We start from the raw sequence: 25559 nt of genomic DNA, 5'->3' as shown, positions 1-25559 counted from the left end.
ACTATAATTTAGTATGAATGATATTAGAAAAATTCAAATACTTGGCTAATATCATTTCCACAAAAAATCCGTATAATGAAAACGTATTAAAAAATGTAACTACAGTGATAACGAGGCTTGTTTGAAAATTAAAAAATATAAACTCTTTTCTATTCTCTGCTTAGCCCTAATTATCGCTGGCTGTAAGGTTGAAGACCCCTATGATACAGGCGAAACACAAGCCCAAAAGAGCGATGCACAACTGCGCGATGATTATTTAAAAAAAACGTTTAATGGTGTAATCACAATAACCGATCAGCAAGCTAATAGTGTGGCTGGCATCATGGTTGAGTTTGCAGGACAGCAGTATCAAACAAATGCCAGTGGGCAAATTAATTACTCAGGTATTACAACAGGTAACCATCGGTTAATGATCGCTGATGAAAGTTACTTCCCTGCTGTCGCTACAGTCAAAATTACTGCTGATAACACTCAGCAACAGCTGACCCTAACAGCTAAGAGTAGTAACTCGGTTAGCCTGCTATTTGCTGGCGATACTATGTTTGCACGACGCTTTTTAGATCCCTCTTTGGCAACTATGACGGCTGCGATCCCTGATGTCGCAGGGGCACTTATTCGTCCAGCAACAGCCAGTGAAAATGCTCAAGCATTAACACATTTTGTCGCACCATTTTTTCAAGCTGCTGATTTTTCATCAGTAAACTTAGAGACACCGATAACAAGTAGTCCTGAAGCAGCACATCCAACAAAAGAGTTTAGCTTTTTTTCATTACCTGAGACGCTAGATGGGATCAAAGCCATTGGTATTGATTACGTCGCACTAGGAAATAATCATGTGTATGACTTTTTAGAAGATGGCCTCAATGATACTTTGCTTGAAGTAGATAGCGCTGGCCTTGCTCACAGTGGCGCAGGGAAAAACATAGCCAGTGCTTACCAAGCAAAGTTCATGGATGTGGGAACACTCACGTTAGGACTTTTTTCAGCGACCTCCATTACAGGTAAAGAACATGCAATTACCTATGTTACCGATGCCACAAAAGGCGGTGCCGCAGATTTAACAGAAACAGAATTAGTCTCCAACTATCTTAATGATGCAGTGCAAAATAGTGATTATGTAATTGCCCAAATGCATGGTGGTGATGAATACACTTATCAACCCAGCGGTTACATTAAAGGCAGGTTTAATTCTTTATCCAAACAACAAACCAATTTATTAGTTGCTCATCATCCGCATATTGCCCAAGGCTTTGCAGTTTTTAATGGCGTACCTGCCATTTTAGGCTTAGGCAATTTTGTGTTTGACCAAGACCGCTTAGAAACGCTGCTTGGCGTTGCGGTGTTAGTAAATGTAGACAAAGATGCATCTCCTATGACGAAGCGCGCTTTTGCTTACCCTGTTTATGTTGAAGGGTATCAGCCTAAATTTACCAATGGTTTTTTGAGTGATTATTTATTACGACGTCTGGCTGAGTTTTCTGATAATAACATTACCTTGATCCCACGAGATGGTTATGCCGATGTATTTTTCACCGCAGATCAAGCGACTGTTTCTCAGCACACGGAAACAGTTACAGTTACCCCAAATCAAAGCATTCTAGATTTACGCAACTTTGCTCCATCAACAAAAGCATTTTTATCTAAACTTGAAATCATTGACGGATCGCCAAGTGATGTCACTTTAGGGCGCGATTTAATGATTTTCGGTGACTTTGAAGATTGGGATAACGATGATGAACAACTAGAAGTTGCTCGTTGGGATCACACCGGCGACAGCGTAACGCCTTGCTTAAGTGGTGCTCGTTCAGGCGCGCAAGGCTTATGCTCTGCTCGCACCCAGTTTGATAACACGCCATCGCTGCTCCCATTTAGACAAACCATTCGTGCAATGGAATTACCTAATGATGATGGCTCAATTGATGTCTTCAAGGAGTTTAGTTTGTTTGGTTACAGTAAAGCTGAAAACGCCGGAAAACTAGACGCAAAAATAGTTTATACCACCGCTGAGGATGGCCTTGAATTTTCTACTCAATTGGTCGATATTGAACCGGCTGGTAACCATGACTGGCAAGCCTTAAACTATGACTTTTCACTGCCTTCTGACGACTTAACACTTGGCCCAGAAAAGTTACCACCGCGCGGTATTAAAGTTACCTTGCGTCACTTTGCGCCAAATAGTGGCGAAGCAAGCTTGGCGTTGGATGATATGGCAATGATTTCATGGCAACAAAAAGTAAACTTCACTGATACGATGTGGCGCACGGATAAAATCCATGGATTTGACTTTTTACGTTTAAATGCAACGTCTTCTGTTACGTTTAAACTAACGTATAGCACCTTTAATTAATCTCTATTCTATTTTGGAGCTAATCGTGGCTTTTAAACAACAGTTTTTTTTACTTAAACGCCAGCGTTCTTTTTGGCTTACTATTTGCCTGTTTATCATTGTGGTGATCTCAAATTCATTATCACTGTTTAATTCATCAAATGCCTTTTTCTATAGCCGTTTAGCAAATCTTACACAAAGCCAGCAAAGCAATGTTGTGATCATTGAAAGTGAGCATTTAAGTCGCGAACATAATGAACTAGTACAACAACTATTAAGCTATCAACCAAAAGCAGTATTGGTTTTTGCTAATGAACAACTAACAGTAAATAAAACCTTGACGGACATGGCACAAAACACTGTTTTTTACCCACACCCTAAAAATGACTACTGCCTACCACATATAAACGATTGGTCTGGCTACAATGTTGAATTAGCCGCTATGGCTGACAGCTCATGTCTGGCAATTTGGCCGGCACTGTTTAACGACCTTGATAGTAGCAAAAGTGTATTGCTTAACTTCGCTTTAGCCCCTTCTGCACTGCCAAAGTTTTCAGCTGAACGGCTGATGACAATGGACATTATGGCCAGCCAGTTACAAAACAAAATCATTATTCTCGGTCAACATAATGCTGGTTTAGGGGTAAAACTTAATGCGCCTAAATTAACCCAGACATCAAACTATTTATTACTTACTGCTTATATTGCCGATACACTTGATAAGCAAAGCAGCATATCGCTACTGACACTATGGCAAAGCACCCTACTGCTGCTTAGTATTTCTTTACTACTGCTGTTCGCTTTTCAAAAATTATCAATTAGTTACAGTATCGTAATTGCAGTGCTAACAAGTATATGTTGGTTTGGCTTAGGGTATTTTATTTTAGTGTTTCAGCATTTATTTTTACCCGTTGGCCAGATGACCATTTTTACCTTTATTACACTAGTGTGGGTAATATTGGTTAGAAAACTCAACGAAGACAGGGAGCTCACTAGCCTAATTGGGAATATTCAACAGAAAATGGCTGGGCGCTATTTACCAAAGTCATTTATTTCTCAAAGCTCGCCTTGGGATGCGATTATTCGCCTGGTAACTCAACAACTTGCTTTGAATAAATCGATATTTTTAGCGCGTAAAGAAGGCGATCACCGACTAACCGAAATAAGAGCCGTCAATTGCCACCTTAGTGATATTAAAGAAATGCGCCGCGATTATAAGCGCGCGCCATATTCAGATGCTTTAAAAGAATTTGGTGTTGTGCCAATTTTGCGCCCATTTTTTAATGAGCTAAGTGACGGTGAGCTGCAATATATCGTGCCATTGATCTATGCCGGTGATGTGCGTGGTTTTTGGGCAATGACAGTAATGCCTGATGCACAATTTAACAAACAAGCATTTGAGCGCAATGTAAATGCCTTTGCCGGACAAGTGGGTGAATTACTGTTCCATTATCGAATTATTGAATCACAAAATAATGCTAATGATAGCGCCCTATCTCAACTACTCACTTTGAAATTACAAGAACCGCTCAGCCAGCAAGTGAAAACGTCGATAGCGGAAATGGAACAAAAGCTAACGACCTTAGAGCATGTGTTTAATAATGTTCGCTCTGCGACTGTATTATTTAATTTATTTGGTCAAGTGGTGCAAATAAACAAATCGTTAGAAAAACTAGCTGCGCAGCATCAATTCTCTATTTTTGATATGACAGCATTGGATTTGCTCTGCTTAGTTACTGATTTAGATACTGAAACCGCGAAAGGTAAATTACGCTTTATCACCTTACAAAAAGGCGATATTTATCTTCAAGCTAAGCTTGATGAAAATACCTATATACTCAATGTTCGAGCAATGGATGCAAGTCATCTACAAAATGCATCTGGCGAGCCATTTCAGGTTTCAGGTATTTTATTTGAGTTTATTGATATTGCGTTTTTTATTGAGCAAATGCCCAACAGCAAACAACTGTGTGATTCATTATGCAAACAACAGCAATTTTACGCTCAAAACTTGATGGAGCCATCAACTAGTGGGTGATTTTATTTTACAATTGTTTCCAGCAGGTGGTGGCTTAGGTCAATCGGTGATCACCACTGTATGGATAGGCATTACTGTTGTTTGTTTGTTAAATTTACGATTTGGTTTTCCGCTTACTGGGCTTGTTGTGCCTGGTTATTTAGTGCCACTACTTATTGTTAGCCCAACCTCAGCCGCCGTTATCTTAATTGAAGCGGTAGTAGTGTATGGCCTAATGCTCTTTAGCGCTAAGTACGTAATGCAAAGATTTGGCTACGCCGAGATGTTTGGTCGTGACCGCTTTTTTGCCATTATCTTGATCAGTATTTTAGTGCGTGTAGTCATGGATACTTCGTTTTGGCCATTGATTGCTAACGTGCTCAGCGGTTGGGATATAACCTTTGATTATTCATCACAGCTTTATTCCCTGGGGTTAGTTATTATCGCCCTCACTGCCAACGTGATGTGGAATGGTGGCTTTAAGTACGGCATGAAAGTTACCATTGTTCAGCTACTAATTACTTTCTTATTAGTTCGTTTTGCACTCATGCCAATGACTAACTTTAGCATCGCCAATTTAGCAATTATGTATGAAGCGGTTGCCGCATCAATTATAGCGGCACCAAAAGCCTATATTATTTTGGTGATCACTGCGTTTATTGCGTCGCGTGCCAATATTAAATATGGCTGGGAATTTAATGGCATTATGCTGCCCGCATTATTGGCGCTGCAGCTTATGCAGCCAACTAAATTGCTCACATCCTTTGCAGAAACAGCCATTATACTGATCATTGGTGCTTCGCTATTAAACTTTACGCGGTTACGTAATGCCAATATTGAAGGTGCAAGATTATTGCTATTTTTCTTCAATATCGGTTTTATCTATAAGTTATTTTTAAATTATTTTGTGGTGCACTACTACCCTGAAATAAAAGTTACCGATACCTTTGCTTTTGGTTATATGCTGTCTACGCTTTTAGCATTAAAAATATATCAAAAAAGCGCACTAGGCTTAGTGATCCGAGCCACCTTTCAAACTTCAATCCTAGGCGGTGCGTTAGCCATTGTGATCGGCTTTATTATCATGTTTATCCCTTCTTTATTTGTTACAACTGACATTAAAGAATTGCAAAGCACAAACAAAGTCAGCGCTCTTGGTCAACAGATCAGTGAATATAAAAGCTACCTTTATACGAGCAATAAAGGACAACTAGACATCAGCAGTTATCAAGCTAGTCAGGACAAAAATAACTTTAAACAAGCGATTTATGAAATTAATAAAGCCCCTAATTCAATAGAAAACTTACTGCTGAATAAACAGCGCTTAGCTAAACTTGATTTTCAATTGCAATTTGATGATAGTTATATTTACATTCGTGATGCTAGAAAAACCTCGCAACGCGGGTTATTTGTTATTTCTCGAAAACCAAGCGCAGATTTCATAGTCACGGTACCATTTCCCACTTCAGAAAGTTTAGCGAGCGACTCTGCGGGGCTTATATTTTCACACTTTGACAGTCGTGCCTTAGTATTTGGTACCAGTGCTACACCAACGACGGAATTAACTCATAATAATAAACAAAGTCCTTATTATTTAGCATTTATTGAAGCGCTGGGGCTTGAGCAACTATTTCAAGTACGGGAAGTTAACAATCGCACAAATCGTTTATTAATCAAAACCCCTGTCGGCGCAACAAGTCAGTATTGGATTTACAATCAGTTACCAAGCTCACTCAGCCAACGTTTGATCCAACAGCTATTAGGACATCAAGAGACTTTTTTTGGTCAAGCAACCAATAGTTCTTTACCTGCAGCAAACTTTAATGGCCAGCTGTTTGAAGTGTTTTTAAATAGTGATAACTACACTACGTTATTAGCTAACATATCTCGTGATGAAAGTAATAACGAGGACAACGCAATTAGCTATGCAACGCAGAGCCTGAATGAAGTGATTGAGCTATTTGCTGACAACATTACCGCTAAAGGCAGTGGCGCTTATAAACCATTAACGGCAAATCAAGCCGCCTTGTGGGAATTTGAAATATTACACCCTCTATACCGTTTAAAAACTAAGCTGACGGATCAAGATGTAGATGAGAATATAATCAATCAACTAAATCAAATTAATGCCACAGCCAGACTAATGGGCTATCAGCTAACATTACTCAATAACGCGCAAGGTCGCTTTTTACTTATCGCCCCTTTCGTTGATGGGGCTGCAATAGCCTATGGTCAAGGTTTCTATGTCATCAATCTGACATCAAGTACCCAACTTAATATTGAAGTACCGCGACCATTATTTGAAAGTAATACCTTAAAGTTTGCCACTGAACTATTTGTAAATAGCAGGGCAGAGCATTTACTGATCGCCGGTGCCCATCCTTATGCGCATCCACAAGCGAATGTATTATTACCCAATAACGTTGATTCATTATTTAATGTGGTTCATCAAAGCTATTTACGGTTTGCACAAAATAATGCCATTTTAAACTTACAAATTCGTAGTCACAGTGCACCATCATGGATCAGACCCACCGCCCTAGCTTTTGAATATACGCAATCAAATAACGCCCACCAGCATCTTTTACAAACACTTAATCACAGTTTGCAAGATTTGGCTGTTGATTACCAAGTTGTGCAAGGCCAAACCGCGACAAGAGGTTTAGAGCTTGGTACGTCGCCGCAATCTGGCTATCAAATATTTGCTCCCCACAGCGAACTAGCAACCCTGTGGCTTGCATCTGATTTTAAACAGCAATTTTCTGTTAACCAGCAAAGTCTTTTACAACGCTTGCTCGCGATTTCAGCGCAACCAACAATTAAAGTAATGAATATAACCACATTATCGCCTGCCAATTGGCAAGCTGTAAGTTCACAGCAGCAAAGTCATTTTTTAAAAACGATTGAGCATTATGCCAGCACGCAACGCTTGACGGCACTGGCACAACTATGTAAACCATTCGCTAACTGTGAATTACAAACAATTGAATTTGAAGGCCGCCAAGAGTATGCCCTCGCGATCAGACAAAAAGGTAAGCTGTTGGCAATTTTTAATCCGATAACAAACCGTCTCACTGACCAAAACCGTTTTAACACTATGATGATTGAGGGATCGTATGCAATTTATTAAACGACTCTTAAAAATACTCATATTGCTCCTAATACTTACTGGGCTTAGTTTTGCGCTGTTTAGTTTTTATCTGTGGATACAGTCAGCTGAACCTATAACTAGCCGTTCGGATGAAGAGACACGCTCTAACGTTCAATGGCTAAGCACTGAAAAACCATTGATTTTTTCGTTTTCTAGCACTAGAACACACTCGATCCGAGTATTATCAAATGCGATATTTTCTGAACCACAGGATTTAGATAAACCGATAAACTATGCCATTGAATACGCATTCTTAAATGAAAAAAAACAAGTAATTAGTAGTCATGTCTATCACCATGCGTCAAAACTAACACCTCCCGACAATGAGCAACAAATAAAGCAAATTATTGAAAATCGGCAAGCTTTACAGGTCTCATCTGGGCAATCTTTTTATATCAGCCCAGAACAATTAAAGAACGTTACCAGCGTATCATTAAAGTTAATTAGCGAAGATAGCCAAGTTATGGGAGTTGTAGTGCGAGTCCATGCTAAAACACATAACGATAATGATGATAAATACAGCGCGTGGCTCAAGTTACCATTAGAGCGAAGAGAGCGAAGCAGCGCATATCACAGTATTGGGGTTAATGCGTTATCAACCACAGAAATAAACAATGCAGTTACCTATTCATGGCTAAAACTTGCTCCACAAGGTATTCCTGGGATCGACTTTAAAGCCGACATTTTATATGAAACGCTGCCCTACAATGTTGTTACTTATGACTTTGCGCAGCAACAACTTAATTTAAATGACTATTACACCGATGCGACACTGTGTGCGAGCATTGAACTAAAACAGCCAGATTCGCTTATTTTCAGTCTGGACAAATCAGCTGAAATCAATTTAACTTGGTATGATTTAAGTCAGTTTATTGCACCACATACTGTGCTTTATCGCGCAAATACAGCGCAGCCACTGAGCTTTATTACCGAGCCATTAGATATTGGTTTAGTAACTATATGCAGCACCGAGCCACTGTTAAGTAATTGGTCTTTTAGCTCACTACAACCGTTAACGACCGCACAAGATGGTTACTATCAAATAAGTAACTTATTAAATGCTCGCTTCACACTTGAAGGAAGTAGCGATATTAACATCGATCTCAGATCATCTAGTCGAGGTCATGCTACTGTGATTGTTTATGATCAAAATAATCAGCCAATTGATACCTTTACTATTTCTTATGACGATGAATTATCTGAATTTGATCGAGTTATTCTAGATTCCACACAACGAGAAAAAATCCCTAAAGCAAATAGCTTTTATTTACGTCTTAACGAACGTGCAGCGGCATTGGTAATTACAACTGAGCAACCGACTCTTGTACGTGTCAAATCACGTAATAGCCAGTTTAACTATCAACGTACGGTATGCCATACGAAATGTATTGAAGATCCAAACTTTCATGATATTGCCGCTTGGTATGAGCAACAAGCTGATAACCATTACGACTTTACTGAACAAGATAGTTACGTCAATATCCGAGTTTTCCAAGAGCCACCAGAGATCCTAATTAAAGACAGTTTCTATCAATCAAGAGAGCTGTTTAAACAATTACCGATCTCTAATGTCGCATTGGTCAATAGCCCAACAAAATATTTTACCCCAGTTACTGAGCCCAGCCCTTATAACTTTGCACCATTGCAAAATAAGCATCTGCTGCAAGCGGCGACTAATGCGCCAAGTACAGATCCAGGCAGTGTGGTTTATCAACTAAACAACAAAACAGCCAGAGAAGTAAATTTAGTAGACACTGACTTTGAACAACTGGCAAGTATTGAAAAAAATGCCCAACAAATTTATCAAAACTGGCAAGGGCAACGCCCGTGGCTTAAACAACGGTTGTATAAACTTACGGCAAATACGCCACTAAAATTAGCATATCCAACGCAACGCCCGTACAGTGTGGTATTAAAAGCGTACAGCCATTATGCTGAGCAGAGCATTATCCTCGATATTGCTCAACGTGCTAAATACCAAAGTGGCTTAACCCATGATTATAGTATTGCAAACAAGCGCTATGGACTTCAGCCGAGCCGCTTAAGTGATGCCTTTTTGATCCATCCAAAAGACAGTCAACTATTTGCTTACCCGGCAATTACTCAACAGCTCAATGCTGATGTTCGTGCGCTCAACAGTTTAACCATTACAAGCAATAAAACCGTCTGGATCGCAGTATTAGAAGAGTACGCTAACGAAGAAGTAAAAATAAGGTGGTGGAATGATGATGCAAGCTAAACGGTTACTTGCGATAATATTACTGTTATTAACTAGCGCAAGTTACGCTAGTTCGTCATCACAAAATGGTGCCTATGCGGTTACAAAAGCCCAACTAGCGCAATGGCTGAGCACGCAAACAAACTTGGCGCAAGGCAACGAACTAACATCAGCGTTAACTTTAGTAACGAAAGATGAACACGTTATAGCAGGAGAAATAAAATACCAGTCGAGTGGCAGTCAGTGTATTGCCTATGCTCCGCACCGCTATTTTGACAAACACAGCTACCCTATTGCGATGGCTCTATTTACTGAATGCCAGGTTTTCTTAGCCAATACCATACATCGCAATACACTTGCAGCTGATGGACAAAAAAGTGATCTAGGTAAATACCACTACAGTGTTACCAATGCGTTTATTCAAAGCTACGCCAACACAGTCGATCAGTTCGTTATTTATCAGATACACGGCTTTGATCCAAAAAAACGACACACTAAAAAAGCACGCAATAGTGATGTAATAATCAGTCATGGTGCCAAGCCAGCTACAGCTAAATTACAGCAAATAAGCCAGTGTTTAACTGACAAATTACAACTTGCCAGTTATGTATATCCGTTAGAAGTTACAGAGCTTGGCGGCACAAAAAATATTTTAAATAAAATTCTGCCAAGCAATGGCGAATTTTTCCATATTGAATTAAGTGATACATTACGCGCGCAACTTGTTCAACAGCCTACTTTGATGAGTCAATTTAAAATATGCATTACGCTATAACTGCTATTATTTTCAGCCTATTGCTTACTTTGAGCCCACACGGCTTAGCCAGTAATGACAATATTTTGAGTTCGCCTATGTGGCTAAATGTGACACCTAACGTGCATTTAGATAAATCTCAGCAAGCGATGTATTTTGAAGCTAAACAAAGTCGTTATCTTTGGCTGGCAAAAGGTCAATGGCTGGAGCTGGATAGTACAACATTTAATTCGTTTATTTACAGCTCGGGGACCAGTCACCTTGCCCAGCAGAGACTCAATGTGAGTCGCGATTTTATCTGTGAACAAGCCAAGTGTCAGTTACCTATTGCATCATATAACCGCATTTTAAAAATCACCAATCACCTTGATGAAGGTGTAACCTTAACGGCAATGGTCGGTGAAACAAACCGTCACCGTGATAGCTTCCGTCGCGCCGTAAAGCTACCACGAGCGGTAACTCGTTTACAATATGGTCAAAATATTGAGCATTATTATCACTTTAAAGCGGGCGAAAAAGTAAAACTGTACTTTCAACACGCTAAAAAATTAAAACTAACTGTGCGCAAAGATTTACTAAATAAAGATATTAACGGCAAAGTCTATACCTATGTAAATGAGCAACCGATCAGTGTGCTCGGTGTTATTGCCAGTCGCGCCAGCGAGTATAGTGACCAACACATTGGTTTGGCCAATACCGATTACTTAGCAATAGATAAAGGTGAATACCTAACTATACGTAGTGAAACAGACGCTTATATTAAACTTGAGCAAAATCACAGAGCAATTTTTGATGATCAAGCAATGGATAAGCAACAAGAACGTTTGTTTCAACCATATTGGGTTAATAATTTAGACAACACGCTGCGTGCTATCTACTCGCAACACGACTTATCACAGCTAAACAATTCACCTTATCAAAGTGGTGAATTACTTTCGCAACGTCGTTATCAAGATTTACTTAGCACAATTTCATCTCGCGATTTTCTTGTTCCGAAGTCGCAGGATAAAGCGTACTTTAATAGTCAATTTAAGCAGTTTGATAGCTTTAGCGGACTGCGGATGGTTGATGATACTGGCTATCCTGTACTATCAGAGCACTATGCGCAAATACATCAATTAGGCCAGCAACAGCATCAATTTTCTCTAAACAATAAACAGCGCGTGAGAACGACGATAACACTGCATGCGCGCAGCAGTGTCGATAGCCAATTGTTAGTTCGCAGTGGTAACTTAAAATGGCATTTAACCTTGCTAAAAAGCGAAAATTTTGCCGCTTTTGAGTTAAACGTGCCTTTAACAACAACTCAATTAAGCATTCAGAATCTTCAGCAACAGCGCCAACCAATTGAATACGTAATGCAAAGTGATCAATTACTAGATTTACCAAATAATGAATTGCTCTATGCACAAGCAGGTACGCTAAAAGAAAAAAGTAATCTTATTCATAACTTATTGGCCCAGCAAATTAGCCAAATCGGTGATGAGTTTACTGCCGCACTGCTCCCTTATAAACCACTGAAAACAAAAACTGCGGCAATAACTTCCACTGATACTATGCATTGGCAACATCAACTCGGTGAAGCTGAGTATTTAATGGCAGAGCATCCACTTCAGGCACTGCAATTAATTAAAAAATTAGTCAACGTGCCCAATACAGATATTGCAATTAAAGCGTGGCAATTGCGTCTCACTATTTTGATGGCGCAAGGGCGCGACGCTTTAGCCAAAAGCTACCTTGAAGGGCTCTACAAAAGCAGCCAAGAAGTGGCTATCAAATCCTATGCTGGCAATCAGTTGATACAACAATATCAAGCATTAGAGCAAGACTATAAACTGCAAGGTTTATGTGCCAATGCTTTAGATTTATTAGCGCCATGTAGGAACATTTTGATTGCGCTTGCAATCAAACAACAAAAAAACTTACTCGCATTGTGGTTAAGTCATGACTTACCTAATCAAGCGGCATTGCAAACAAGCTTTGCAAAATTAAATTGGCGCGATTACAGCGAAGCAGATATTCAACAGCCCAGCTACGAACTTGATTACCCAGGCACGCAAACGCTTGCCAGCCCAACGGGGTTAATACAAGCACTGGTGGTTAATAAAAGCCAAGCGGTAACATTCAAAGCGCAAAGCCAACCACTCACAATTGCCCTAAGAGCGCGCAGTACCAGTGTTCAAAATGGTCAATATAAAATGAGCTGGTTGTTTGCACAACAGACATCGCAATCATCAAAATCAGCGCAACACACTGTACTGCCAATTTTTTCTGATATTAACTCGCAAACCCTATTACGCAATGATGCTCAACCGCTGTCGATCTCCAGTGACGCGTTGATCACATTACAAGCAGGTGAGTCAGTTCGCTTATATAGTGATCAACAAACATTTATTTCCTATAAAATACTCTCGCAGCCATTGACGACGACGTATAATTATCAAAATATGGCAACCCGCTATTTTTGGCAAACACCATTTATGGCGTTGCTATATGACACCGATATCAACATGCAGACGTTATTGAATAATACCTTATTTAAGTTGGCGGATAAAACGCTAACCACCAATGAGTACACGCAAGTTTTAGCGAAAGTAAATGCCCTGAGCTTACCTCCACAACTCGCGCAGTTATTTTCACGTATACAAAGTTATGGCCAGTGGGTTCCTCTACAAGACTATACTGACTTTGCTGGCACGCAACTCATTGCTGTGGATTCTCAAGATGAGAGTAGCTATAGCGACCAATTACTGCGTACCAGTAGCCAAGGCGGTTTTACGCAAGGATTAGTCTTACGCCCACATCATGATTTACATATTGACTTGAGCCAAACCCGCTCAGAACAAATTCGTTTAAACTTTCATTTTTCGGTCGCAGAGTTATCTGCAGCGGCTGACTTATCCCAAGGGAATGTCGCGAACGTTGCAATAAAATTAGCCACATCGGAAAAAGTTTGGTCAATACAACCTGATAAACCAACTGCATTTGGTTTTAATAAAACTGAGCTAACCGATAATGTGCTCTCGTTGCAATGGCTTAATCCTTATTTATCACAAATGATGACAATCAGCGCACAAGAGTACCGTAATGGTCGCTGGTATGACTTACCGCTTAGCAATAACTTGTTATTTTACACTGTTCTGCCAGAGCGGCATTTAATCGCACAATTACCAGCCGATCGCTTAGTTAAGCTCGAGCAAATGCTCCCAAGCAGTATTGTTGGTGAATTTGAACAACGCCTTGAACGCAGCTTTTTCCACCCAGCAGGTAAAATAGAAGTCAGCACCGACAGCATCAAGCACGTTCGCTTATATACTTGGCAATTGAGTGAAAGCAATCATAAAATATCTAATTTTGAAGCCGAGCAAAACAGCTTCGCAAACACCGTAATTTACCAACTGCCCGTTGCTCAGCGTGCCCTGCAAACTGAGGTCGCACAGTTTCATCCAGACGACTTAAGCTGGCAAGCATTTATTAATTATGACCGCCGAGGTATTTTTGAATCTAGCGAAAACGTCCCTATTCGTCATAGTATGGATGTTGGCGCTAGGTTTCGATTAAGTGACGATGAGAATTGGTATCGTCTTGATCTTACTTACTCTTTGAGCGAACAAGATAGCGAACTATTTTCGATTGATGGCTATCATTCTTGGCAAGATCATGACAGTCCTTGGTACGTCGACAGCGCCTTGCAAACCACATGGCAACCAAGTCAAGCAGACACTGACAGCCAATATGCATTTAATACCTATGTGCAGATTGGTCAGATCTGGCGCATTGATGAAAGTCATCGTCATCAATGGCAAATAAGTCCATTCTACAGCTACAGCAGTGCTAATATTGAAGACTTTTTATTTGATCCTAAACTCAATTCAGACATTTATAATTTTTATCGCGAAGATCACCCGCATGGTTGGCGAGGCGAATATCAATATCGCTATCAACCGTGGGTTGATAGTTACTTTAATTTTCTCGCCGGCAGCACGTCCAATGCCGATTGGACAAGCCTAGATATTTTGCGTTTTGGCGCATCTTGGCATCAATATTATCAAGGGCAAATCTTCCAAGCCGGATTAACCAGTTACTATAAGTTTGCTGATAAACATCGCCCTAATAGCACATGGCAATACATCACCAGTGTAGGTTGGCGAAAACAGCTGCCATTAGGTAACTTTTCACAAGGGTGGATCAAAGTACGTTGGGACCAAGATTGGTTTAGAAATGACCATAACATCAGTCTCGAGTTTTCGACTGGCAATATAGCTGACACCGGTTTTGGTGTTTTCTCTCACGACGAAATTATTTTTGAGTCACTGCAACTCAATCACTTTTTAGAGCAGAATTAATATGGCAAACACCAAGAAAGTTACTCCCTCTAGCGAATTAAAAGATCGCTTAGAACATCTATTGTTTGCTGATATTGCTAATTTTTGGCTGGACCTTTATCGCCAAAAATACCGTCAACTTGTTGATGAACTAGCGCAGTGGGAATTGCTGCAAAATATGCCCGATGGCGAAGATCAGGATATTTGGCTATTGCGCCAAGCAATTGCTTTTTTACGTCATCGCGTAGAACATAAACAGCAAAGTTTACAAAAGTTGGATGCCGGTTATCTGCTTTTTATTGAAAGACTCAGTCATGCAGAAATCAGCGCCGAACGTGAATTCCATATTTTAGATTACGCTCAGCAACTAGGCGCCACGTCTGAACAATTACGCCAAGATAAACTTGCCTTTAATCGTTGGTTTGACGAAGGTGCTGTGATCAACCGTTACCAAGATATAGTCGCTGATATTGAACAAACTCTTAAATTTTTAATTGGAAAGCTTGGCGACTTAAGTAATCGCTATTTAAAAAAATCTTCAAACGATATAGCAAAAGCGTGGCAAACTCTGGACTTAGAGAGCTTCTTTTTACAATTATTAACCAAGACCGATAATGAACATGTAAGAAATGCGCTATACCGTGCCTTGGCGAATCAAGTACAACTGATGCATAACCATGATGGCGATCCAGAGCTAAGTGCAAATTTAATTGAAACCTTAGTATTAGCATTAGAAGAGGTGAATACACCGCATTTAGCCCGTTTGGATATATTAGAAATTTTGATCCATCAACGGCCAACCTACATTCGTGCATTTATGCAGCAGCTGATCCAACAAACTGATCAGTGCCAACTTAATGCTGAAGAACGGTTATTTATTTTAGCTGCGTTACCAAAAATTTTAACCAGCCAGAACACATTGAGCCACTTATGTGAAAACCTGTTAATGCAGTTAGCCGAACACAGTTATCCACGAGTAAGGCAAAGTGTTATAGAGCAAGCTGGTAATTTTTCTGTCAGTTTTTTACAAAATTTATTAACCGAACGATTAAAAATAGAAACCGTTGATGCCGTGCGCTTTACGTTAGTTAAACAACTAAGTAGCCCGCGTATAGATACCGACAACTTTGCATTCAAACTCTGGTGGCAACTATTAAGTGGTAATGAAAGCTTTGCCATTAAACGTTTAACGTTAGAGCTCACTGCTCGTATGATGCTCAATCAACAATTAGAGACAAACCAACCAAATAGCGTTTTCACAACTTATATCAATTGTTTAAATGAACGATTGCAGAGCGAGCCGGTGCTGGCTATTCGCCGTTTTATCAGCCGTACCAGAGAGCAATTAGTTGCATTTGAGCATCAAAATTTAATGGCTGAGTTAGAGCAAGTATTACCAAACTCTGCAACCCTATCTCAGCTCGATAAAGAATTAGATGAAGAGTTACTTGGTCGCTTACTCAGTCGTAAAGCTCAGCAAAGCGAAGGCTACAATGTTAGTAAAAATAAATTAACATGGCAGATCCGCAGTGGTTATCGTTATGCGTTTAGGTTGTGGCGTTTTATACATGAATGGCGCAACCCAAGCACAGACAAACGCCAAAGCTTTAATCATAGCAAAGCCCGAAAACCATCTGCCTTTATGCATGTTCCTAGTTGCTCTGTAGCGGAGATAAGCACTACCAATGTTCCTGGCGAACCGTTATTTGATACTGATGAATACTCAGCGCGGCCACATTTACCGTTACCTGATTTCTTACTCTCGGTACTGAGCCAAGACAATTTAAAACAGCCAGCAAAAACCTATACGCCAGATGGTATTTTATTAGTTACCCCGCCAAAGTCATTATTTCAGCGAATTAGCAGTTATATTTGGCTAAGTATTAATATTGATAGTTTAGATACGCAACGTAAAGGTAACGAAATAGAGCAAAACAATTACCTGACAGCACTCAATAAGCACGGTTTTAGTTTTGAATTTAAAGCCTATGGTGAACAACTCGGTTGTACGTTTGATGTAGAGCCAAATATTAGTAAGCTTTATAACAAGCTAAGTTTTTCTCCACTACTGGTAAATATTTGGCTGAATTTTAAAGAGTATCTTTACTCAATCTATCAAAACAGTATTGGTCAGCTTATCTTTTTTGTAGTTGGTTTTATGGTTTATTTTTGGGGACGTCATATTCGCATAAGCCGACGTATAAAAACCGACCGTCAAGCAATTCCAGTCAGTATTGGTGGTTGGGGCACCCGAGGTAAATCTGGCACTGAACGCTTAAAAGCCGCGCTGTTCAGCAGTCTTGCGTTAAAAGTAATAACGAAAACAACGGGCTGCGAAGCAACCCTTATTTATGCTCGCTCCAATGGTGAACAATTTGAAGTGCCTTTATTCCGCCCATTTGATAAAGCCAGTATTTGGGAGCAAAGTGATGTTTTACATTTTGCTAAAAATGTCAAAGCAGATGTCTTTTTATGGGAGTGCATGGGCTTAACACCTCGCTACGTCAAAATACTCAGGCAGTGGATGCAAGATAACTTTTCAACTATTACCAATGCCTATCCTGATCATGAAGATATATTAGGACCAACAGGTATTGATGTGGCTAAAGAAATGGCAAACTTTATCGCCCCCAAAAGTCAGGTTTTTACTAGCGAACAAACCATGTTCCCTATTTTAGATAAAGACGCTACACAAAAAAGCAGTACCTTAATTCAGGCACATTGGGGCGATGGTTATCAAATCACACCCGACATTAGAGCACTTTACCCATATGAAGAGCACCCGGATAATATTGCTTTAGTATGTAAGATGGCAGCCTACATTGGCCTGGAAAAAGACTTTGTATTTAAAGAAACAGCACAGCGTATAGTACCTGACATTGGTGTTTTACAACACTTTAGCCCTGTACCTTTTACACATTTTAGCATGTCATTCGTTAATAGTATGTCAGCCAATGAACGCTTAGCGACCATAGAGAACTGGCGACGCTTAGATTTATTTGGCCTAAGCAAGGATCCAAGTAAACAAACCATCGCCTTGATTAACAACCGAAATGACCGTGTAGCACGTTCAAAAGTGTTTGCCCAGATGCTCGTCGAAGATTTACCGTTTGATAAAATGGTTGTCATTGGTACCAATGTTGATGGCTTTTATAGCTATTACTTGCACGCTTTTGCTGAGCGCTTTGAACGAATAATTAGTAATAATGATTTACAGGAATTAGAATTGTTGTGCTCTCAGCTACACTGCATTAAAGAAGCAGATACAGTTGCCGAAATAATGAATAAAGCACTTGAAGGTAGCTACCAGGCAAAAGAATTTACCGCCTTGAATAATGCAGAGCAATTTACTGATTGGCTCAATGGACAGGCACAAACATTAAGTGAACAGCAGCGAATAAGTTTGCAAGATGTTTTTAATCACTATTTAAGCTATCAACAGATGCGGCCTTTGTTGAGTGATTTAAAAAAGAATCAACATAATTTACAAACAATATTATTGGAATTAGTCAAAAGTAAATGCATATTAATTACTAACTCCAAGGTCACCCCCGATCAATTAACGATCATGCTAACTGCACTTGCGAGGCCTCACTGTCACCAAGTCATCATTGGTATGCAAAACATTAAAGGAGCTGGCTTAGGCTATGTTTATGGCTGGCAACAATGGCAAAAGATTTACGATAGCATAAGTATGCTTTTAGATAACAATTGCTCAGCTGAACAGTTTAAAAAAACCTTAACGCGCTTATCACTGATCAGTACATTTAGTCAGCTTGAGCATGCTTATTTAAGCAGTGCGTTATTAGAGATAAAAAAAATGCATCATGCGCAAAATGAATACAGCCAAGCAGAGCTTGTGCATATTAATGAACGTTTGAATAAACATCAGCAACAGCTAGACAATAAAACCGACAGCCAGCAACAAGGCCCATTAAAAAGATTTGCCATACAAGTGGCTGAATCATTTTTAGATGCTGGGGCTGCTGTTAAACGCAAAAAAATTGCCAACCAAGTTTATAAAGATATCGCAACCCAGCGTATTACTCTTGAAAAAGCTATTACGGTCTTAGGAAAGCTAAATCGCAATCAAAAGCCCGGCTGGTTAACATTTTCAAATAAAGATAATAGCTAAGTTAATCATACCGTAAAAACCTACAAAGCCTTAATTACTAATTAAGGCATACCGACCTAAACAAATGTATTAACTTAATTTTCAGCTAAAATTTTAGTTATAAAATAAGTAAAATATTTTCAAAGTAATTACATTCAGCAAGTCACTGTTTGCAAATGAATTATTTAAAAAAGACAAATAAAGCAGTGAATTATTGCGAAAACGCTCATGTTCAACATTTGACCGAACCCAATATTTATAGCAAAATAGTACCATAAATTGTTAATAAAAATGTTAACAAAAACAAAATGAATTACTTGGTAGGAAAAGTACTATGAAAAACTCATTGTTTAAGCTTGCAACATTACCTTTATTGATCGCTTCAGGCTTTGCAGCAGCATCAACGAACCTAGTAGCAAATGGTTCTTTTGAAAACACTGCAACAATTTCTGGAACATGGGGATTATTAAATCAAGTCTCAGGTTGGCAACGTTCAAACAATGCTAAGTTTGAAATCCAAACCAATAAGCTTGGCCTTATCAAAGCTCAAGATGGCAGCCAGTATTTAGAGTTAGATTCGACAGCTAATTATAGCGTTTCGCAAACATTGAATACTGATGTTGATCATAACTATGAAGTAAGCTTTTATTATTCAGCACGTGTAAGTGGTGATGCAAATACTAATAAAGCAGAAGTATATTGGGATGGTGAGTTACTCGATACGTTAAATTCAACCACCAAAGACTGGCAAAAGTTTACGTACACTGTAAAAGCAAGTTCAGCAGCAACCGAACTTAAATTTATCGGCGCAGGTAAATCTGATTCATTAGGTGCGTTTATTGATGATGTTAAAGTAACTAGCCAATGTGCATCTGGCTTATACGGTATTAATAACTTCGGTACGAATGAAGAAGGATTTGTTTACTTTTTCAATACTGACACAAACACATACTCTAAAGTAACGGGTTTAAGTAACACGGCATCAAATATTGCATCACATAATGGTGTTTTATATTTCATGGAGCAATTAGATAGCTCGACTAAAGTCTCGCAAATTTTATCACTTGACCTTGCTACGAATGAGCAGGCATTGGTTACATCTGCAACTTCGTACCCGATTTACCGCTCTGCAATGAACGCTGATGGCACAACATTACGTACCACAAGCAAAACATACATGTACGATTTTGACCTAGCTACAGGTGATAAAACAGTACTTGGTAAATTAACTTTCCCTGGTGATTCGTTCGCTGATGGTGATATTGCTTATTCAGCTGATAATAATGTTCTTTACGTTCTTACCGGTAAAGCACTTTATACTATTGACCAAGGTTCAATGGAGTTGTCTTTAATTGGTGAGCATGGTGTTGATCAAGCATCTGGTATCGCAATTGCTGCAGATGGCACAATTTATGTGTCAGGACGTGTAAAAGGCGAGAACGCTAAAATTTACCGATTAGATCAAAATACTGCGGCGGCAACATTCATTATGGATGGCCCTTCACATGTTAATGATTTAACGTTTGTTGATAGTAACTACTGTAACTAATTTACACTGTTAATAAGTCTTTATTTAAAGGCCGAGTAATTTATTACTCGGCCTTTAGTATTTGTTACGCATTGTGTAACAGCTCCTCAATGCCACCTTATTTACCCGCTATACAAAAAATGAGCAAGTGTCATTTCATTACGCTTATTACCGCAAAGCCCCTTAGTGCCTTACGCTGACGCTTTAAAGCCATCAGTAATCTAACTATCGCAAGCACTTCCCCTGCACTGCCCGTGTATGTATACTTAGGCGCAATTGTAGCTAGGATAAGGGTGTGACTCTTACCCACTAAGCAATCTTAGTGAGCAAACCATTACCTTAGCTGCATTAAAAATAATATTCATGGCCACCCGTTCTGTTTGTGTTGAAAGCACATGAACGACCAAAGCAAAAAATATAAGGCCGCAATAATTAACGTTGAGTTAGGAAGTAAATATGAGTTCATTACCTAAAGCAGGTGATTTTTTAGGGCATCCTAAAGGATTATTTCTGTTGTTCGGCACAGAAATGTGGGAACGATTTGGTTATTACGGCATGCGTGCCATTTTAGTACTTTATCTTGTTGCTATTGTCCAAGACGGTGGTTTTGGTTGGAGTAATGCAGACGCACTAAGCCTTTATGGTACGTTCACAATGGCGGTTTATATCACTCCATTATTTGGTGGTTGGTTAGCTGATAACGTACTTGGTCAACGAAAAGCTATTATCATCGGCGGTCTACTAATGGCTGCTGGCCATTTTACTATGGGTATCCCCCACGATATGTTAGCCGGCCAACAGGAAAACGTATTTTATATCGGTCTTGCTTTATTATGTATGGGTAACGGTTTATTTAAACCTAACATCTCAACTATGGTTGGCGACTTGTATAAAGAGGGTGATCAACGTCGTGATGGCGCCTTCACAATCTTCTATATGGGTATCAACTTAGGTGGTGCGCTTGGTCCACTTGTTGCGGGTTTCGCAGCTGCATCTATGGGTTGGCAATATGGCTTCGTTGTTGCTGGTATTGGTATGCTAATTTCGGTAGCGATGCAAGTAGTACTTAGTAATAAGTACTTAGGTGATATTGGTGTTGTTCCTGCCGCTAAATTAGCGCAATCACAATCAACTTCAAATACCAAAGAGCCGCTCACAAAAGTGGAAACTGACCGTATAAAAGTTATTTTCACTATGAGTGTATTTAGTATCATATTTTGGATGGGTTTTGAGCAAGCCGGTGGCTTGATGAATTTATTCGCTAATGATTACACTGATCGTATGTTGTTCAACTTTGAAATTCCAGCGTCTTGGTTCCAATCATTAAACTCAATCTTCATCATTATTTTTGCGCCTATGGTTGCCATAGTATGGTTGAAACTTGATAAACGAGAGCCTAATTCTCCAGTTAAATTTGCCATTGCGTTGATATTCTTAGCGCTTGGCTTTATCACTATGATTTTAGCACTTATGACCCAAGGTCAAGGTGAGCCACTACAGATCAGCATGATGTGGTTAGTATTATTTTACTTATTCCATACCTTGGGTGAATTATGTTTATCGCCGATCGGCTTATCAATGGTGAGTAAACTAGCACCACTGCGTTTAGCATCAATGCTAATGGGAATTTGGTTCCTATGTACTGCTGTTGCGAATAAGATTGCTGGTTTCGTAGGTTCATTCTTAGGTGAAGGCGAAGAAGCGCTTGATAACGCATTGGGCATTTTTATTGGTTTAGGCGCTACTGCTGTTCTCTCTGCTGTGATCATGTACTTACTAAGCGACAAGCTTGTTAAATGGATGCACGGTGCTGAAGGTCAACACGAGCCACAAACACAAGAGCACATTTTAGCTGAAGAGCTTGAAGTAGTTGCTGAAAAACCGTAACTCTGTGTTTATTATCTCCCCACAAGCTATGCCGCTTGTGGGGATTTTAGTTGCTCTATTTATATCGCCATGATTAATTCCTGCCAACCAAACGTCGATTTAAGTTACGATATTAATAAGGCTGACTTCAAAGCGCGTAACAAAAGATTATAAATTACTTTTCAACAGCTTCATTAAACACATCTGATAGGCCACCACGCACGTTCAACGAAACGCTGTAGCACTGCTAGCAAAATGCCCCAGCCATTACTAGTGACCTTAGCTTAGCGCAGAAGAGTTAGTTTTTTAACAAATACGGCTCTAGCGTAAACAATTTATTACACCACGTATATTTAATAAGGGGTGAATAGTTCCTTTATTTGATTATTCACCCCCTTAAATAAGAATAAATTAATTTTATTTATCAATAAGTTAACAAAAGTTTAAGTTACTTAATACAAGGCCTTTCAATACAAATCTCAAAACCAAGCATTAATGCTTATGCATTTTAAAATGATCGTCCCATTTAATTTACAAAGAGCCGTTTGCCTAAATAGCTATCGGCTCTTCCCCTGCTGCCAATTATGGTTAATTATCTGCGCATCAGACACAACAAGACGCAGTGTTTATTGCGGGAGAATTATAATGAGTGAAGTAACTAACCCTTTAGGTTTGGTAGGTATCGAGTTTACTGAATACGCTACACCTGATGCAGATTATATGGATAAAGTATTTACCGATTTTGGTTTTTCAAAGCTCAAAACATTTAAAGGTAAAGACATTGTTTATTACAACCAAAACGATATTCACTTTTTACTAAATAATGAACGTGATGGTTTCTCTGCAGAATTTGCAAAAAGTCATGGTCCTGCAATTTGTTCTATGGGTTGGCGTGTAGAGAATGCTCAACAGGCATTTGACACCGCAGTAGCGCGTGGTGCAAAACCCGCGACTGATTCAACTCATAAAGACCTACCATACCCGGCAATTTACGGTATTGGTGACAGCTTAATTTATTTTATTGAGCAATTTGGTGACAAAGGTTCAATCTATGAGCAAGACTTTGAAGACTTAAGCGAACAAAACATTGTTGATGATAAAGGCTTTATTCGCATCGACCATTTAACTAATAACGTTTATAAAGGCACTATGGAAACATGGGCTAACTTTTATAAAGACGTATTTGGTTTTACTGAAGTTCGTTACTTTGATATCAAAGGCCAAAAAACAGCCTTGATCTCTTATGCTCTTAAATCACCGTGCGGCACCTTCTCGATTCCAATCAATGAAGGTAAAGGCAACGATAACAACCAAATCGATGAATACCTTGGTGAATACAATGGCCCAGGCGTGCAGCATTTAGCATTCTTAACAGATGACCTAGTAAGCTCACTAGATAAGCTTGATAAATCAACCATTGCCACGCTTGATATTATCCCTGAATACTACGATACAATTTTCGATCGTGTACCTTGGGTTGCAGAAGATAAAGAAAAGATCCGTGAACATCAGATCTTAGTCGATAGCCAAAGTGAAAATTGCTACTTATTGCAAATTTTCTCGAAAAACTTATTTGGCCCAATCTTTATCGAGATGATCCAACGTGTTGATGACGGCGGTTTTGGTGAAGGTAACTTCCAAGCACTGTTTGAATCAATCGAGCGCGACCAAGAGCGCCGCGGCGTTTTATAAGCACCGTATTGTAAATTTAAAAAGCAGCGTACTTCGCTGCTTTTTGTCGTTTCATCAATATTATAAATGACAATCTGAATTTCACTGTTTAAATCGCGCTATTCATCACCATATCCACTGTAAAGCGCGACTGACTAAACCAAAGGAAATGTAATGAGTTTAATTAACGAAACCCATGATATAAATTTAACTAGCTGGGTTGCCTCAGCGAACGTTGCAAATTGTGACTTCCCAATTCAAAACCTACCATTTGCAGAAGTACGTCGTAAGAACTCTGACGAAGCTTTTCGTGGTGCTGTTGCCATTGGCGACCAAGTTATCGACCTTGCCAAAGTAAACGAGTTAGCTATTTTCTCAGGCGATGCACAAACAGCCATAGCAGCAGCAAGCCAAGCAACATTAAATGAATTTATGGGTCTTGGTCAGCAATATTGGTCAGCGCTACGTTTAGCATTATCTAAAGCATTACGCGAAGGCGCCGCTGAACAAGCTAAGTTAAGCGACGCATTAATTGCCCAAGCAGACATTGAGTTTGCATTGCCATGTCGTATTGGCGATTACACTGACTTTTACACATCTATCTATCATGCAACAGCAGTCGGTAGCTTATTCCGTCCTGACAACCCGTTACTGCCTAACTATAAATGGGTACCCATTGGTTACCATGGCCGTTCTTCATCAATTGATGTGTCAGGTCAAACCTTTCATCGCCCAAATGGTCAAACTAAGGCGCCAGACGCTGAAGTACCATCGCTTGGTCCGTGTAAACGTTTAGATTATGAGTTAGAGCTAGGCATTTATTTAGGTAAAGGTAATGAATTAGGTGATGCCATTGCTATCGAAAACGCTGAAAACCATGTATTTGGTTTTTGTGTATTCAATGACTGGTCAGCACGTGACTTACAGGCATGGGAATACCAACCATTAGGTCCATTCCTTGCGAAAAACTTTGCTTCAACTGTATCACCGTGGATTGTAACCACCGAAGCATTAGCACCTTATAAAACATCATGGACTCGTGATGAAAATGACCCACAACCATTAGATTATTTAGAATCAAGCCAAAACCGTGAGCTTGGCGCCTTTGATATAAAAATGGACGTGCAAATTGAGACCGCTAAAATGCGTGAACAAGGTGCTGCACCTTCATTAGTATCTAAATCAAGTTTCAAACATTCATACTGGACAGTGGCACAAATGGTGACTCATCACACAGTAAATGGTTGTAACTTTATGCCAGGTGATATGCTGGGCTCAGGTACGCAATCAGGTCCGACTCATGAAGAAGCCGGTTCATTACTTGAACTGTCTCGTGGTGGTAAAGAAAAAATCACCCTTAATAACGGTGAACAACGCAGCTTTTTAGAAGATGGCGACAACGTTATTATGCGTGGTTGGTGTGAAAAAGCCGGTTTTGCTCGTATCGGTTTTGGCTGCGTAGAAGGAACGGTTCTTCCTGCTAAGTAACTAAGTTGTAAACATTTATTAAATGTATTTATTATAAGGAGGCGACCAACGCCTCCTTTTTTAAGATTAATTACAATTTTTTACTGGCTTTTTCAGCTCAG

11 protein-coding genes are annotated in these 25559 nt (G+C 39.5%); all 11 read left to right on the top strand.

The genetic code is table 11. The features are described 5' to 3' along the window. Window positions 1-121: 121 nt before the first annotated feature. The 11 genes from PVK79_RS05820 (at window position 122) to fahA (ending at window position 25458) form a co-directional block, all read left to right on the top strand. On the top strand, window positions 122-2347 hold the full coding sequence (locus tag PVK79_RS05820; protein ID WP_220491207.1) for a CapA family protein: 2226 nt from the start codon (window positions 122-124) through the stop codon (window positions 2345-2347). Window positions 2348-2372: 25 nt separating this feature from the next. Continuing rightward, window positions 2373-4364: a hypothetical protein gene (locus PVK79_RS05815; RefSeq protein ID WP_145237321.1), complete on the top strand. Its 1992-nt coding sequence runs from the start codon at window positions 2373-2375 to the stop codon at window positions 4362-4364. Further along, the gene (locus PVK79_RS05810) at window positions 4357-7473 is read left to right on the top strand and encodes a poly-gamma-glutamate biosynthesis protein PgsC/CapC (protein WP_257325482.1); all 3117 of its coding nucleotides are present in this window, start codon (window positions 4357-4359) and stop codon (window positions 7471-7473) included. The genes PVK79_RS05815 and PVK79_RS05810 overlap by 8 nt, the downstream gene beginning before the upstream one ends. Beyond that, entirely contained in the window at window positions 7460-9733 is a 2274-nt protein-coding gene (locus PVK79_RS05805; protein WP_182794077.1) for a hypothetical protein, read from the top strand. Before PVK79_RS05810 ends, PVK79_RS05805 begins: the two co-directional genes overlap by 14 nt. Further along, window positions 9717-10487, top strand: coding sequence for a hypothetical protein (locus PVK79_RS05800; RefSeq protein WP_257325481.1), 771 nt, complete (start codon window positions 9717-9719; stop codon window positions 10485-10487). Before PVK79_RS05805 ends, PVK79_RS05800 begins: the two co-directional genes overlap by 17 nt. After that, entirely contained in the window at window positions 10472-14812 is a 4341-nt protein-coding gene (locus tag PVK79_RS05795; RefSeq protein WP_257325480.1) for an autotransporter outer membrane beta-barrel domain-containing protein, read from the top strand. Before PVK79_RS05800 ends, PVK79_RS05795 begins: the two co-directional genes overlap by 16 nt. A gap of 1 nt (window position 14813) precedes the next feature. Continuing rightward, window positions 14814-18926 (top strand): poly-gamma-glutamate synthase PgsB, encoded by a 4113-nt coding sequence (locus PVK79_RS05790; RefSeq protein WP_182759860.1) that lies wholly within the window; start codon window positions 14814-14816, stop codon window positions 18924-18926. 313 nt (window positions 18927-19239) lie between these two features. Then, on the top strand, window positions 19240-20454 hold the full coding sequence (locus PVK79_RS05785; protein ID WP_182731084.1) for a hemolysin-type calcium-binding protein: 1215 nt from the start codon (window positions 19240-19242) through the stop codon (window positions 20452-20454). Window positions 20455-20889: 435 nt separating this feature from the next. Continuing rightward, window positions 20890-22320 (top strand): peptide MFS transporter, encoded by a 1431-nt coding sequence (locus tag PVK79_RS05780; protein WP_145237342.1) that lies wholly within the window; start codon window positions 20890-20892, stop codon window positions 22318-22320. A gap of 624 nt (window positions 22321-22944) precedes the next feature. Next, a complete protein-coding gene (gene hppD / locus PVK79_RS05775; RefSeq protein WP_145237345.1) occupies window positions 22945-23991 on the top strand; it encodes a 4-hydroxyphenylpyruvate dioxygenase in 1047 nt (348 codons plus the stop codon). A gap of 153 nt (window positions 23992-24144) precedes the next feature. Beyond that, window positions 24145-25458: a fumarylacetoacetase gene (gene fahA / locus PVK79_RS05770; RefSeq protein WP_145237348.1), complete on the top strand. Its 1314-nt coding sequence runs from the start codon at window positions 24145-24147 to the stop codon at window positions 25456-25458. Window positions 25459-25559: the final 101 nt, after the last annotated feature.

The sequence above is a fragment of the Pseudoalteromonas rhizosphaerae genome, assembly GCF_028885455.1.
Taxonomy (GTDB): domain Bacteria; phylum Pseudomonadota; class Gammaproteobacteria; order Enterobacterales; family Alteromonadaceae; genus Pseudoalteromonas; species Pseudoalteromonas rhizosphaerae.
The sequence above is the reverse complement of the archived record's forward strand: the minus strand, read 5'-3'. Positions and strand labels throughout refer to the sequence as shown.